Annotated in this window: 13 protein-coding genes; 6 read left to right on the top strand and 7 right to left on the bottom strand. The window is 73.2% G+C overall.

The window, feature by feature from the left end; genetic code table 11:
- The first annotated feature begins 10 nt into the window (after positions 1 to 10).
- Genes ABD080_RS11335 through ABD080_RS11320 form a run of 4 tightly spaced genes read left to right on the top strand, consistent with a single transcriptional unit; the run spans position 11 to position 3,844 of the window.
- Positions 11 to 802 carry a hypothetical protein gene (locus tag ABD080_RS11335; RefSeq protein WP_343905000.1) on the top strand — a complete coding sequence of 264 codons (792 nt, stop codon included), beginning with the start codon at positions 11 to 13 and terminating at the stop codon, positions 800 to 802.
- Positions 799 to 2,475, top strand: coding sequence for an apolipoprotein N-acyltransferase (lnt, locus tag ABD080_RS11330; protein ID WP_343904998.1), 1,677 nt, complete (start codon positions 799 to 801; stop codon positions 2,473 to 2,475). Before ABD080_RS11335 ends, lnt begins: the two co-directional genes overlap by 4 nt.
- A 1-nt stretch (position 2,476) precedes the next feature.
- Positions 2,477 to 3,232, top strand: a complete 756-nt coding sequence (locus tag ABD080_RS11325; RefSeq protein WP_343904996.1) for a polyprenol monophosphomannose synthase — start codon at positions 2,477 to 2,479, stop codon at positions 3,230 to 3,232.
- Positions 3,233 to 3,271: 39 nt separating this feature from the next.
- Positions 3,272 to 3,844, top strand: a complete 573-nt coding sequence (locus tag ABD080_RS11320) for an FxsA family protein (RefSeq protein ID WP_343904994.1) — start codon at positions 3,272 to 3,274, stop codon at positions 3,842 to 3,844.
- Between the two features lie 111 nt (positions 3,845 to 3,955).
- On the opposite strand, the gene ABD080_RS11315 is transcribed toward ABD080_RS11320, so the two are convergent.
- The 5 genes from ABD080_RS11315 to ABD080_RS11295 form a co-directional block, all read right to left on the bottom strand.
- Complete coding sequence (locus tag ABD080_RS11315; RefSeq protein WP_137770789.1) at positions 3,956 to 4,306, bottom strand: RNA polymerase-binding protein RbpA; 351 nt, start codon at positions 4,304 to 4,306, stop codon at positions 3,956 to 3,958.
- Between the two features lie 238 nt (positions 4,307 to 4,544).
- The gene (locus tag ABD080_RS11310) at positions 4,545 to 5,351 is read right to left on the bottom strand and encodes a glycerophosphodiester phosphodiesterase family protein (RefSeq protein ID WP_343904991.1); all 807 of its coding nucleotides are present in this window, start codon (positions 5,349 to 5,351) and stop codon (positions 4,545 to 4,547) included.
- Complete coding sequence (locus ABD080_RS11305; protein WP_343904989.1) at positions 5,326 to 6,360, bottom strand: SURF1 family cytochrome oxidase biogenesis protein; 1,035 nt, start codon at positions 6,358 to 6,360, stop codon at positions 5,326 to 5,328. The genes ABD080_RS11310 and ABD080_RS11305 overlap by 26 nt, the downstream gene beginning before the upstream one ends.
- A complete protein-coding gene (locus tag ABD080_RS11300; protein WP_343904987.1) occupies positions 6,357 to 6,848 on the bottom strand; it encodes a hypothetical protein in 492 nt (163 codons plus the stop codon). Before ABD080_RS11300 ends, ABD080_RS11305 begins: the two co-directional genes overlap by 4 nt.
- The gene (locus ABD080_RS11295; protein ID WP_343904985.1) at positions 6,845 to 8,686 is read right to left on the bottom strand and encodes a hypothetical protein; all 1,842 of its coding nucleotides are present in this window, start codon (positions 8,684 to 8,686) and stop codon (positions 6,845 to 6,847) included. Before ABD080_RS11295 ends, ABD080_RS11300 begins: the two co-directional genes overlap by 4 nt.
- A 146-nt stretch (positions 8,687 to 8,832) precedes the next feature.
- On the opposite strand from ABD080_RS11295, the gene fabG reads away from it, so the two are divergent.
- Together fabG and ABD080_RS11285 are read left to right on the top strand one after the other, a co-directional pair.
- Positions 8,833 to 9,555 (top strand): 3-oxoacyl-ACP reductase FabG, encoded by a 723-nt coding sequence (fabG, locus tag ABD080_RS11290; protein WP_264450911.1) that lies wholly within the window; start codon positions 8,833 to 8,835, stop codon positions 9,553 to 9,555.
- Between the two features lie 66 nt (positions 9,556 to 9,621).
- Complete coding sequence (locus ABD080_RS11285) at positions 9,622 to 10,149, top strand: SixA phosphatase family protein (RefSeq protein ID WP_343904983.1); 528 nt, start codon at positions 9,622 to 9,624, stop codon at positions 10,147 to 10,149.
- Positions 10,150 to 10,234: 85 nt separating this feature from the next.
- Here the strand turns inward: ABD080_RS11285 and serB are convergent, their stop codons facing one another.
- Both serB and glgC read right to left on the bottom strand, forming a co-directional pair.
- The gene (gene serB, locus ABD080_RS11280; protein ID WP_343904981.1) at positions 10,235 to 10,894 is read right to left on the bottom strand and encodes a phosphoserine phosphatase SerB; all 660 of its coding nucleotides are present in this window, start codon (positions 10,892 to 10,894) and stop codon (positions 10,235 to 10,237) included.
- Entirely contained in the window at positions 10,891 to 12,129 is a 1,239-nt protein-coding gene (gene glgC / locus ABD080_RS11275; RefSeq protein WP_343904979.1) for a glucose-1-phosphate adenylyltransferase, read from the bottom strand. The genes serB and glgC overlap by 4 nt, the downstream gene beginning before the upstream one ends.
- Between the last annotated feature and the right edge of the window lie 67 nt (positions 12,130 to 12,196).

The following is a 12,196-nucleotide window of genomic DNA, read 5'->3' as shown; positions in this document are numbered from 1 at the left end:
CCTACAGCCCATGTCCACCGCACCCTCAGCGCCCTCCTCGAGCACCGACGCTCCCACGCCCGACGACGACCGCCTCCCCACCCTGTACACGGGCATGGTCCTGTACAGCACGGACGAGCCCGAGGCGACCGCGATGCTCGTCGCGGACGGCCTCGTCGCCTGGGTCGGCACGGAGGACTCCGCGGCCGTCCTGCACCCCGACGCCCGGCGCGTGGACGTCACCGGCTGCCTGATCACCCCCGGCTTCGTCGACGCAGCCGCGACCGCCGACGGCTCCGCGCCGGATCCCGCCGGTGACGCCGCGGTGGCCGCCGCCGGCATCGTGCTGCGGCTCCCCGGCCCGACGGGCACGCGCGAGGGGGTCCGCGTCGTCGCGCCGCTCACCGAGAGCGCCCCGTACCTCGACCTCGTCGCCGACGGCACCCCACTCGCCCTCGCCTCCGCGGGGGAGGAGGGCGCCGCGGACCCGTGGAGCTGGGTGCGGGCCGCCGCCCAGCAGGGCGAGCCCTCGCAGCGCATCAGCGACCGCGCCGCCTTCCTCGCCGCGAGCCGCGGCGGGCAGCGGGTCGCGGGGCGTCGCCATCCCGGCTCCCTGCGCACCGGCATCGAGGCGACCTTCGTGGTCTGGGAGCCGTGGGACCTGACCGTGAGGGGCCACGGGGACCTCATCGAGACCTGGTCGACGGACCCTCGCTCGCGGACCCCCCTGCTGCCGGACCTCGAGCAGGGGGCGCCGCGCGCGCTGCGCACCGTGATCGGCGGGGCGATCGTCCACGACGCCCTGCCGCAGAGCGGCGCATGACGGCCACCCGGAGCGGCGTGCGATCCCCGGCGCGTCGGCATGACGCGGAGCATGCCGCCGAGCTCCTCCCGACCCCGTGGCCGATCGCGCTGCTGTGCGGCGTCGCAGGAGGGTTCGCCTGCCTTGTCGCCTTCCCGCCGTACGGCCTCTGGGCGCTGCTGCCCGTCTCCGTCGCCCTGCTCGTCGCCGGGGTGATGGTGCGCTCGGCGGTGCTCGCGGTGCTCGTGTCACTTCTCTGGGGACTCGCCTTCTTCGTCCCGCTGACCGTCTGGGCGAACACCTACGCGGGCGCGATGCCATGGATCGCGCTCGGGGTCTTCGAGTCGCTCTCCGCGGTGCTCTTCGGGCTCCTGGCCCGCACGGTCATCGTGCGCCGGGGGCTGCGGGCCTCGAGCTGCCTCGTCGTCGCCGCGCTGTGGACGGGCGTCGAGCTGCTGCGCAGCCACGCCCCGTGGGGCGGTCTGCCGTGGGGGACGAGCGCCTACGCCCTCTCCGAGTCGCCGCTGCTGAACCTCGGTCCCTGGATCGGCACCGCGGGCCTCGCCCTCGTCGTCGGGATCCTCGGCATGCTCCTCCTGTACGGTGTGCTGGCCCTCACCGGCCGCACCCGGCGGGGCGTCCGCGGGGTCGCCGGGGTCTGGCCGCTGTCGCTGGCCGTCGGACTCGTGCTCGTCACCGTCGTGGTGCCGCTTCCGCAGAACCGCGCGCCGGAGGGTCGCTCGAGCATGACGATCGCGGGGATCCAGGGCAACATGGACCCGATCGCCCCCGCCGCCCTCAGCATGCCGGACGGCGTCTACGAGAACCACCTGGACGTCACCCGGGACGTGATCACCACGGCGGAGGACAAGGGCGAGCAGCTCGAGCTCGTGGTGTGGCCCGAGGACTCCACCGAGTACGACCCCCGGCAGGACCCGGTGCGCTCCGCGCAGCTCGCCCAGGCCTCCGCCGATGCCGGGGCCCCGCTCCTCGTGGGCACCCAGACTCTCGTGGGCGATCGAAACCGTCTCAACAACTCGCTGCTGTACACCGCGGACTCCGCGGACGGCGACGTGCCATACACCTACGCCAAGCGCCATCCCGTGCCCTTCGGCGAGTACATCCCCGCACGGTCCTTCTTCCGCATGCTCACCGACAAGGTGGACCTGATCGGCTACGACATGCTGCCCGGCAAGGAGGTCGGCGTCATGGACCTCGCGAGCATCACCGGCGACGAGGACTCCGCGAAGGTCGGCGTGCTCATCTGCTTCGAGATCGCCTACGACAACCTCGTTCAGGACACGGTGCGGGACGGCGCCGAGGTGATCGTCGTGCAGTCCAACACCGCGCTCTTCGGCGACTCCGACGAGTCGATCCAGCAGCTCGCCCAGGCGAAGGTGATGGCCGTCGTCTCGGGCCGCAGCGTGGTCCACGTGGCCACCGTCGGCGAGTCGGCCATCTTCAGCCCCGAGGGCCGCCGGCTCTCCTCCGTGGGCCATTGGGAGCAGGGCGCGCTGCTCGCCGAGGTGCCCCTGCGCACCGGCATCACGCCCGCCGTCGCCGCCGGTCCCTGGATCGGCATCGGCATCTCCGCGATCGGGCTGATCGGACTGCTCGGCGCTCTCGGCACGCGCCGCCGCGCCCTGCCCACCGCTCGCCGCCGCGACCGCGACCGACCTCGCACCAGGAGCTGACGTGACCGCCTCGAACGCCCCGGCCCCGCCGACCCTCGTCGTCGTCCCCACCTACGACGAGCGGGCGGCGCTCCCGGGGACCCTCGCCCGGCTGAGGGCCGCGGTGCCCGCCGCGCACGTCCTCGTGGTCGACGACAACTCGCCCGACGGCACGGGCGCCTGGGCGGAGGAGCGCGCCGCGCAGGACCCGCACGTGCACGTGCTGCACCGCGCCGGCAAGGAGGGCCTCGGTCCGGCCTATCTCGCGGGCTTCGCCTGGGGGCTCGGGGAGGGCTACGAGGTGCTCTGCGAGATGGACGCCGACGCCTCCCACCGCCCGGAGCAGCTGCCGGGGCTGCTCGAGGCCGTGCGCCGCGGGGCGGACCTCGCGATCGGCTCCCGCTGGGTGCCCGGCGGGCGCGTCCACGACTGGCCGCTGCGACGGCTGCTGCTCTCCCGCGGTGCGAACCTGTACGTGCGCGCCGTGCTGGGCCTGGGCGTCGCCGACGCGACGGCGGGGTTCCGGGCCTACCGCGCGGAGCTCCTGACGACGCTCGTCCGTGGGGACGTCGCCTCCCAGGGCTACTGCTTCCAGGTGGACATGACGCGCCGGGCCCGGGCGGCCGGCGCCGCGATCTCCGAGGTGCCCATCGACTTCGACGAGCGCGCCGAGGGCGTGAGCAAGATGAGCTCCGGCATCGTGCGCGAGGCGCTCGTCAAGGTGACGCTCTGGGGACTCACGCACCGCACCCAGCAGCTCCTCGGACTGCTCCGCTAGGCTGGCACGGGTCACGAGGACTCCCGGGAAGGACCCGCCATGAGCTCCACCCCCCATCCGACCCCGCGCCCCGGCGCCGCTCCGCGAGCCGGAGGTCAGGGCGCCCCGGGCGAGCGCAGGGGACGCCTCGCCTCACTGATCCCCGTGGGCATCGTCGTGCTCGGCGTGCTGGAGATCGCGATCCTCGTCCTCATCGGTGTGCGGACGAGCCTGTGGTGGTCCGTGCTGATCGTCGTGATCGGCTGGGTGGTGGGCGTCGCCCTGCTCGTCGCCGCCGGCCAGCAGTCGTTCGTGCGCCTGCGCTCGCTCGTGCGGGCGCTGCGGGGGAGCGGGGACGTGAAGGACCACCTCTCGCGGCCCGCGTTCACCGTCATCGCGGCGCTGCTCTTCTTCTTCCCGGGTCTCATCACCGACGTGATCGGGCTCGTGCTCCTGGTGACGCCGGTGCAGAAGCGCACCGTGCGGGCGATGGGGCTCTCCGGCGGGTCGCCCTCCGCGCGCCGCGTGCTCTACCGGCGCAGCGGCGGCGGGGTCGTGGACGGCGAGATCGTCATCGACGCCCGCACGCCCCCGCAGGGCGAGGAGCGCACCCCGCCCACGATCCAGCAATGACTCCCTGAGACCTTCGCGCGCCCGGTGACCGGCGCGGCAGGACGGACCCCGTATGCGACGAGGCCCCCGCACCGTTCCCGGTGCGGGGGCCTCGTGCTGATCCGGTCGGGATCAGAGGTTGCGGCGCTGGTGCAGCTTGCCGGCGCGGAGCAGCGCGAGCCGCTGGTCCAGCAGGACCTGCAGCTCCTCCTCGCTGCGGCGCTCCAGCAGCATGTCCCAGTGGGTGCGCTGGGGCTTGCCCGGCTTCTCGTCGGGCTTCTCGTGGTCACGGCGCACGGCGGTCGCGCCGCAGCGGCACTCCCACACGGCCGGGACGTCGGCCTCGACGGAGAAGGGCAGCACGATCGTGTGCCCGTTCGGGCAGTCGTAGACGGTCTCCTGACGCGGGGCGGCGAGCACGCCCTCGTCGGTCTCCATGGAGAGGGATCCGAGGCGGGTGCCTCGCAGGCTTCGGCTGCTCATGCGGTTCTCGCTTCCTGCCGGTGTTTCGGTGCGGGCGGCGGCACGCCCGGAGTTCTGCCCCGGGATCAACGCCCCGGAGGGCGAGGTCATTCCCGGTCACGGACGATCGGGAGGCGCGTGGTGCGCCGGGGACGTCGAGGGGAGGCACCCTCTGACGGATGAGACGGATGGGACGGATGGAGCGGGATCGCCGACGGACACCTCAGCGGTGCCGGGGCCCCGACGGGAACGGCCTCGGTCAGTGACGACCGCGGTCGGTCTCGAGCAGTGCTGACAGCAGATCGACGCGATTGGTGATGATACCATCCACGCCCTTCGAGAGAAGATCCGCCATGGTCACAGGGTCGTCGACCGTCCACACGTGCACCTCGCACCCGGCCCGGTGAGCCGCCGCGACGTTCGCCGCGGTGACGACGGGGATCCCGTCGACGCGCTCGGGGACCTGGAGCGCGCCGTAGGGCCGCAGGAGCCGCCGGATCACGGCATCCGGCGCCTCGACGGCCCGCGCCGCGAGGAAGGCGGCGATCACCGCGCGGGACGGGCTGCGCGTCGGGAGCCGGTTGGTCGCCCGGCGCACGCCGTTCGCCGCGCTGCGGGCGACGAGGCCGTCGAAACCGGCGATGCACACGCGGTCGGCGCTGCGGGTGCGCGCGATCGCGGTGACGGCGGGGAGGACCGCGTCCGCGCTCTTCACGTCGATGTTCACGGGCACGTCCCGGAAGGTGTCGAGCACGTCCTCGAGCAGGGCGAGCCGCTCGCCGCCCGCGAGGCGCACGGCACCGGCCTCGGCGGCGTCGATCGCGTCGATCCGGCGGGGGTCGCCCGCGATCCGCGAGAGGTCCTCGTCGTGGACGGCGAGGGCGAGCCCGTCCCGCGTCGCCCGGGTGTCCGTCTCGAGCATCGTCGCGCCGGCGGCGAGGGCATCGGCGAAGGCCCGCATCGTGTTCTCGGCGCCGTCGGTGGCCAGGCCCCGGTGCGCGATGCGCCGCGGCCGGGGTCCGGGCAGGAACCGTGCGCGGTCAGCGCTGCTGGTCGATGAGGGCATCCTCTTCCTCCTCGTCGTGGCTGCGCCGGCGGGCACGCCGCCGGCGGTCGTGCTCCGCGGTGACCGGGCGGTGCTCCCGGCGTGGGGCCGGCGGAGCGGGGGAGCCGACCTCCCCGACGGCCTCCGAGCTCCCGGCGCCGCCGTCGGATCCGTCCAGCGGCGCGGCGGGCTCGGCACGATCGCCGTCCTCGCCCTCGTGTGCGCCCCTGCTCCCGGCCCGGGCGCCGTCGGCGGGGACCGCCTCCTCCGACTCCGCGTCCTGGATCAGCTTGCGGGTGCGATACACGAGCGCGGCCGGGAAGAACAGCGCGAAGATCCACCACTGGAAGGCGTAGGAGAGGTGGGGGCCGAGGGAGGTGTCCGGGGACTCGAGCGCCTGGGGCCTCGCCGCCTCCGGGTCCTCCGCGGCCAGCTCGCCGTAGGCACCGGTCACGACCGAGTCCCCGACGTCGGCGGGGAGCTTCGCGGCGATCACGTCGGGCGTGACGGTCTGGACCTGCCCGGGCGGGTCCTGTCGGTCGACGGTCCCCTCCGCGGGGCGCATGCGAACCGTCACCGTGGTCGTCCCGGTGGGGACGGCGGGCGGGTCCAGGGGCTGCGAGGCGGTCTCCTGCGCCGGCACCCAGCCGCGCACGACGAGCAGGGTGGTGCCGTCCTCGGCGGTGAAGGGGACGAGCTGCCAGAAGCCGACCTGGCTGTTCAGGGGCCGGTTGCGCACGTACAGCACGCACTCGGGATCGGTGCAGTAGCTGCCGGTCATCTCCACGACGCGCCAGCGCTCGTTCGCGGCGAGCGGCTGAGCGGGGTCCGGCAGCGCCTCGGCGAGCGGGACGGGATCGGCCGCGTAGTTCTCCGCGATCACCGCGGCCGTGTCCCGCTTGGTCTCGAAGCGGCCGTACTGCCACAGGCCGAGGCCCACGCAGATCGCCGCGCAGAGGAGCACGATCAGCAGGCCCACCAGGGTGTCGCGGCTGAGGATGATCCGGGAGCGGAGGGAGCGGCCGCTCATGTCTCGCCCCCGGGGGATCTCGCGTCCCCCAGGTTCCCGGAGGAGCTGAGCATGCCGGGCAGGTCCTCCACCGCGAAGTCGGTGAGCCGCACGAAGCCGATCGCGACGAGCGCGGCGATCACGAATCCGAGGGCGGTGACGGTGATGTGCGCGGCGAGCCGGCGTCCGGGTCGGCGCTTCACGGGCGCTGCGGGCGGGAAGCCGTAGTCCTCGTCCTCGAGGTGGTTCTGGGACCACATCCCGGGGTTCAGCACGGAGACCGGGTAGGTCTCCACCCGCGGGCGGGGCCGGACCCCGCTCGCGGGGACGTCCTCGGAGCGCTGCAGCGGGCCGTCCTCGGCGGTCGCCTCATCCGTGCCGGTGAACCAGAGACGCCATCCCGCCGGGACCGGGCCCCATGCGGGGCCCGGTCGGAAGCCGTCCGGCGGCAGCCACCCGTCCTGGGGCGGCTCCGGCCAGCTCGGCGGAGGGTTGAAGCGGTCGGTCACGCAGGGACGTCCCAGGTGTACTGATCGGAGTAGGTGTCGTAGACGAGCTTGATGCCCTTGGCCTTCTTCGCGTCGAAGAGCACGCGGATCGTGTACGTCTCGCCCTTCGTGAACTCGTCCGGCGCCTGGTAGTCCAGACCCGCGTCCTTGAGCTCGTAGGTCGCGGTCGCCGGCGAGATGTCACCGCCGTAGGGGGTGGTGAGGTTGAAGTTGTACGAGGCCAGCATGAGCGTGCCCTCGGTGACCTCGACCTGGGCGGTGACGACGAGGTACTCGTCCCCCTGCTCACCCGGGGTGACGGTGCCGCCGTAGCTGCTCTCGAGCTTGTCCGGGGCGATCCACTCCTGGGTGACGGTGATCTTGCCGCTGCCGTCGGAGGAGACGACGTCCTGGGACTGCGGGTCCGCGCCGAGCGTGGGCAGCACGGACGGCGTGATGGTCTCGTCGCCGCCGTCGGAGGCCTCGTCGGTGGTCTCCTCCTCGGTCGGGGTCGCCTCGTCCGTGGTGGCGACCTCGGTGGTGGGATCACCGCCGGCCTGGTCGTCACCGCTGTTCGAGGAGATCACGACCACCGCGATGATCGCGGCGATGAGCGCGGCGACGAGGAACAGGGCGATGCAGCCGATCCACCAGAACCGCGCGATGATGCCCTTCTTCGGGGGCTCACCGGCGCCGGTCGAGGCGGTCCAGGCCGCGCCGTCGGAGGCGGAGGAGGTCCCGAAGCCCTGAGCGGGCGAGGACTGTCCGTAGGCGGGGGAGGCCTGCCCGTATCCCTGTCCGTAGCCCTGATCCTGCTGACCATAGGCCGGAGCCGCGGAATTCTGACCGTACCCGGCGGGGGAGGCCTGACCGTAGCCCTGCGCCTGATCCTGCTGACCGTAGGCAGGAGCCGCGGAATCCTGGCCGTTACCCGCGGCCGGCGACGCCTGGCCATAGCCCTGGCCCTGATCCTGCTGACCGTAGGCCGGGGCGGCCGAGTCCTGACCGTAGCCGGCCGCCGGGGACGCCTGGCCGTAGCCCTGCGCCTGATCCTGCTGACCGTAAGCGGGGGCGGAGGGGGCCTGATCGGCGCCGGGCCCCTGCGTGGCGGCGTGCGCACCGGCGGCGCCCGCGGCAGCACCGGCGCCCGCGGCGGGGGCGGAGGAGCCGAAGCCCTGGTCGGCGGCGGGAGCCGCCCCGGTGCTCTCCTCGTACGGGGCGCGCTCGGCGAGCCCGGCCTCTCGATCGGGTCCGGTGTACTCGGCCGTCTCGGAGGCGGCATCGCCCGCGGCGCCACCGCCGAGGGCGTCGCGCTCGCCGCTGCCGGCCACGTGGGTGGCGTCGGCGTCGGGAGCGGACGAGCGCTCGTCACCCAGGGCGGCGCGCTGATCGCTGCCCGCGACGTGGGTGGCGTCGTCGTCGAGGTGGCTGTGCCCGGAAGCAAGTGGCTCGGCGGGCGCCTCGTCACCGGTGACAGGTTCGCCCTCGGTGGGCGCGACGCCCCCGGCGGGGACGGCATCCCCGGAGGTCGAGGCGCCCTCGGCAGGCACCGCCACGTCGGAGGAGGAGCCGAGCACCGTCGGCTCGTCCGAGGAGACCGGCGCACCCGCGGGCGCGGGCTCCTCGACCGGAGTGTCCTGCTGCTCACCGAGGTCACCCTGCGGGGAGGCGGCGGCGTCCTGGTCGGAGGACGAGGGGGCGCTGGAGACCGGAGCGGCCGGAGCGGCGTCGCCCTCGACCCAGAAGTTCCAGCCCTCGGGCGCGGGGCCCCACGAGGGATCCGGCTGCCAGCCGGGCGGAGGCGTCCAATCGGCATCCTCGACGGGCCAGTTCGGCGGCGGGTTGAAGCGATATGCCATGAGGAGGAGCACCTTCCAGAGGTGAGTCGACGTCGAGTTTCCCCCGAGGATCCCGACACTGTTCCGCCACGTATCGTAGTGCACCGCCACACCACGGCGCGGCGTCCGTCACAGCGGGTCGCGCCCCGATCCTCCGAGGAGCACGCATGACCGAGCCCACCACCCCCCGCAGCGTCCTCGTCACGGGCGGCAACCGCGGCATCGGCCGCGCCATCGCCGAGGAGTTCCTGCGGCGCGGCGACGCGGTCGCCGTGACCAGCCGCTCCGGTCAGGGCGGGCCCGAGGGCGCCCTCACCCTCGCCGCGGACGTCACCGACGGCGCCTCGCTCGACGCGGCGATCGCCGCCGCGGAGGAGGCCCACGGCCCGATCGAGGTGCTCGTCGCCAACGCCGGCATCACCGACGACCAGCTCCTGCTGCGCATGAGCGACGACTCCTTCGAATCCGTGCTCGACACGAACCTCACCGGCTCCTTCCGCACCGTCAAGCGCGTGATCCGCTCGATGATGCGCAAGAAGAAGGGCCGCATCGTCCTGATCTCCTCCGTCGTGGGCCTCTACGGCTCGCCCGGCCAGGTCAACTACGCGGCCTCGAAGTCCGGACTCATCGGCATCGCGCGCGCGCTCACCCGCGAGCTCGGCTCCCGCGGCATCACCGCGAACGTCGTCGCCCCCGGCTACATCGACACCGAGATGACCGCCGCCCTCCCCGAGGACGTCCAGGCCTCCTACCGGGCGGCGATCCCCGCCGGGCGCTTCGCGGACCCGGTCGAGGTCGCCCGTGTGGTGAGCTTCCTCGCGAGCGACGACGCGGCCTACATCTCCGGTGCCGTGATCCCCGTCGACGGCGGCCTCGGCATGGGACACTGAGCACCGACACCGGGCGATCCCGCCCACCCGCAGCCCTCGACCACGACAAGGTGTGATCGCGCCCCCATGTCAGCTTCCGACCCCGACAGTCGCCTCCTCCTCATCATGCGCCACGGCAAGGCGGAGAGCGGCGGCGGTCAGCCCGATCAGGAGCGCACCCTCGTCGAGAAGGGCTGGGCGCAGGCCCGTCTCGTCGGCGAGTACCTCGAGTCCCAGGGCGTGCGGCCCACGCGGGTCCTCGTCTCCGACGCCGAGCGCACCCGGGAGACCTGGGAGGGCGTGCAGGCGTCCATGCCCGGATTCGACGGCAAGGTCACCTTCCACGAGGAGATCTACTCCGGCGGCACCGGCGAGGTGCTCGAGCTGATCCGCGACATCAAGGCGAAGCACGCCGTGGTCCTCGTCGTCGGGCACGAGCCGACGATGGCCCACCTGGTCACCGGCCTCGCGGACGACGACTCCGACCCCTCCTCCGCCGCACAGGCCCGGATCGGCATGCCGACCGGCGGCACGGCCGTCCTCTCCGGCGCGCTGCCCACCTGGGCGGAGCTCGGCGAGGAGAGCCTCACGCTGCACACCATCGTCCGCCCCTGAGCAGGCGGCACCCGAACGTGCCCGGCACCTCGCGCGGCGAGGTCCCGGGCCCTTTCGACGCGTCAGGGTCAGGCGGCGGGACGGGTCAGGCGACCGGCGCCCCCTCCAGGTACGGCCAGAGGTCCAGCATCGAGGGCCCGTCGAGCACGACGTCGGCGACCTCACGCAACGCGGGCTTCGCACGGAAGGCGACGCCCGTGCCCGCCGCGCGCACCATGGCGGCGTCGTTCGCGCCGTCGCCCACGGCGACCGTGCGCGCCCGGTCCACGCCGTGGCGCTCCGCGAGCTCCTCGAGGGTCGCCCGCTTGGCCTCGCCGTCGATGATCGGGCCGGAGACCTCGCCGGTCAGCTTCCCGTCCTGCACCGCGAAGCGGTTCGCGACGACGTGGTCGATGCCGACCTCCGCGGCGAGCGGGTCGATGACCTCGTGGAAGCCGCCGGAGACGAGGGCGGTGACCCAGCCCGCGTCATGGGCGCGCCGCATGAGCTCGATCGCGCCGTCGGTGGGGACCAGCACCTCGCGCACCGCGGCGAGCACGGAGGCGTCGAGCCCGGCCAGAAGCGCGACCCGGGCGCGCAGGGAGCCCGCGAAGTCGAGCTCGCCGCGCATGGCGGCGGTGGTGATCTCCTCGACGCGGTCGCGGACCCCCGCGTGCTCCGCGACGAGCTCGATCACCTCCTGGGTGAGGAAGGTCGAGTCGACGTCGGAGACGAGCAGGCCACGGGCGGGAGCGGCGGCGCTCACGGCTCGATGACCGTGCCCTTGCCGATCACGGTGATGCCGGACTCGGTGACGACCCAGCCGCGGGCGAGGTCCTTCTCCCGGTCCAGGCCGATCTGGGTGCGCGGCGGGACGACGACGTCCTTGTCGATGATCGCGCGGTGGATCTGGCAGTGCCGGCCCACCGTCACGTTGTCCATCAGCACCGAGTCGGAGACGGTGGACCACGAGTTCAGACGCACCCCGGGCGAGAGCACCGAGTTGGAGACCTGCGCGCCGGAGATGACGACGCCGGGGGAGATGACCGAGTCCACCGCGGTGCCCACGCGGCCGGGGCCCGCGTGCACGAACTTCGCCGGCGCCTCGTTGCGATGGCCGGTGAAGGTGGGCCAGTCGTTGTTGTACAGGTTGAAGACGGGATGGACCGCGATGAGGTCCATGTGCGCGTCGTAGAACGCGTCGAGCGTGCCGACGTCCCGCCAGTAGTCCCGGTCGCGGTCCGTGGAGCCGGGGACGTCGTTGCGGATGAAGTCGTAGACGGCGGCGTCGCCCTTGCCCACGAACTCCGGGACGATGTTGCCGCCCATGTCGTGCGCGGAGTCGTCGTCCTCCGCGTCGCGCGTGACGGCCTCGACGAGGGCATCCGCGTCGAAGATGTAGTTGCCCATCGAGGCGAGGATCTGCGTGGGGTCGTCGGCGAGCCCCTCGGTCTGCTTCGGCTTCTCGACGAAGGCCTGGATCGTCGTCGGGTCCGACGGGTCCGTCTCGATCACACCGAACTGGTCGGAGAGCTCGATGGGCTGCCGGATCGCGGCGACCGTGCACGACTTCCCGGACGCGATGTGCGCGTCGAGCATCTGGGAGAAGTCCATGCGGTAGATGTTGTCCGCGCCGACGACGAGCACGTGGTCGGGCTTCTCGTCGCGGATGAGGTTGAGGGACTGGGCGATGGCGTCCGCGGAGCCGCGGAACCAGTGCTTGCCCAGGCGCTGCTGCGCGGGGACCGGCGCGACGTAGTTGCCCAGCAGCGAGCTCATCCGCCAGGTCTGCGCGATGTGCTTGTCGAGGGAGTGGGACTTGTACTGGGTCAGCACGACCACCCGCAGGTAGCCCGAGTTGACGATGTTCGACAGCGCGAAGTCGATGAGCCGGTAGATCCCGCCGAAGGGGACGGCCGGCTTGGCGCGGTCGAGCGTGAGGGGCATGAGGCGCTTCCCCTCGCCACCGGCGAGGACGATCGCGAGGACCTTCGTGGACATGCTGCGAGGATAATGCAGGAGTGGGCCCGATCACGCCGATCGGTCGCCACCCGGACGAAACCCGAAG

The organism is Brachybacterium rhamnosum (assembly GCF_039526185.1).
Taxonomy (GTDB): Bacteria; Actinomycetota; Actinomycetes; order Actinomycetales; family Dermabacteraceae; genus Brachybacterium; species Brachybacterium rhamnosum.
Note: the sequence above shows the minus strand (reverse complement) of the source record. Positions and strands in the feature narration are given on the sequence as shown.

Bases quoted from the DNA above. Each gene is read 5' to 3' on its own strand.
- ABD080_RS11335 (WP_343905000.1), top strand. From the start codon at position 11: ATGTCCACCGCACCCTCAGCGCCCTCCTCGAGCACCGACGCTCCCACG.
- lnt (WP_343904998.1), top strand. From the start codon at position 799: ATGACGGCCACCCGGAGCGGCGTGCGATCCCCGGCGCGTCGGCATGAC.
- ABD080_RS11320 (WP_343904994.1), top strand. From the start codon at position 3,272: ATGAGCTCCACCCCCCATCCGACCCCGCGCCCCGGCGCCGCTCCGCGA.
- ABD080_RS11315 (WP_137770789.1), bottom strand. From the start codon at position 4,306: ATGAGCAGCCGAAGCCTGCGAGGCACCCGCCTCGGATCCCTCTCCATG.
- ABD080_RS11310 (WP_343904991.1), bottom strand. From the start codon at position 5,351: ATGCCCTCATCGACCAGCAGCGCTGACCGCGCACGGTTCCTGCCCGGA.
- ABD080_RS11305 (WP_343904989.1), bottom strand. From the start codon at position 6,360: ATGAGCGGCCGCTCCCTCCGCTCCCGGATCATCCTCAGCCGCGACACC.
- ABD080_RS11295 (WP_343904985.1), bottom strand. From the start codon at position 8,686: ATGGCATATCGCTTCAACCCGCCGCCGAACTGGCCCGTCGAGGATGCC.
- fabG (WP_264450911.1), top strand. From the start codon at position 8,833: ATGACCGAGCCCACCACCCCCCGCAGCGTCCTCGTCACGGGCGGCAAC.
- ABD080_RS11285 (WP_343904983.1), top strand. From the start codon at position 9,622: ATGTCAGCTTCCGACCCCGACAGTCGCCTCCTCCTCATCATGCGCCAC.
- glgC (WP_343904979.1), bottom strand. From the start codon at position 12,129: ATGTCCACGAAGGTCCTCGCGATCGTCCTCGCCGGTGGCGAGGGGAAG.